The organism is Caballeronia glathei, from assembly GCF_000698595.1.
Classification (GTDB): Bacteria; Pseudomonadota; Gammaproteobacteria; order Burkholderiales; family Burkholderiaceae; genus Caballeronia; species Caballeronia glathei.
This window is the reverse complement of record NZ_JFHC01000284.1, coordinates 1-595: the sequence shown is the minus strand read 5'-3', so window position 1 is coordinate 595 and position 595 is coordinate 1. Positions and strand designations below refer to the sequence as shown.

At 60.5% G+C, this 595-nt stretch carries 1 protein-coding gene; it reads right to left on the bottom strand.

What is annotated here, in order from left to right; all coding sequences use genetic code 11:
* On the bottom strand, window positions 1-595 hold a 595-nt coding region (locus BG61_RS38795; protein ID WP_035943812.1), incomplete at both ends, for a DUF2092 domain-containing protein.

Below are 595 nucleotides of genomic sequence, written 5' to 3'. Positions count from 1 at the left end.
CTGAGGCGCAAGGTTCCAGTCGATGAACTGCGCCCAGAACTGGGGCTGTCCCGCCGCCTTCTTGTAAGTCAGTACGATTCGCTGCGGCAGAGGCTTGTCGCCATCTGCTACCCATACCTGTAAATCCACCGTGTCGGTACGCGCGGCGAGGTGATGTGACGCGGTGCCGTAGATGCTCGTCTTCTCCACATAGTTCACCGACCGTACCCGGTCCTGCAATTCCGCGGGCAGCCGGTTCAAGAGGAGCGCCGCGAGCGGCAGGCGCATGCCGAGATCCCTGACGAAGTACACGATGCTCTCATCCAGCGTGCCTGGTTGCGGCGCGGTTGCATAGACCTTGCTGGAGAAGTCAACCAGAGCGATCTCCTTGCCCGTGAGCACAACGAGCGTTTTTGCGCCATCGCTGCGTTCGCTTTCAATGCGCAGGCGATCGGGCCGGCTCAACGTAACCGTGCGGTATTCGCCGAATTCGATTTTTTGTCCGGATGGCTGCACGGCGTCGTACCCGCTGCGCACACCGACACGAAAGTTTGGCGTTCCGCCGAGGAACTCTGCCATTTTCATCAGAATGGCACGGGCCTGGGCTTGTGAAGCG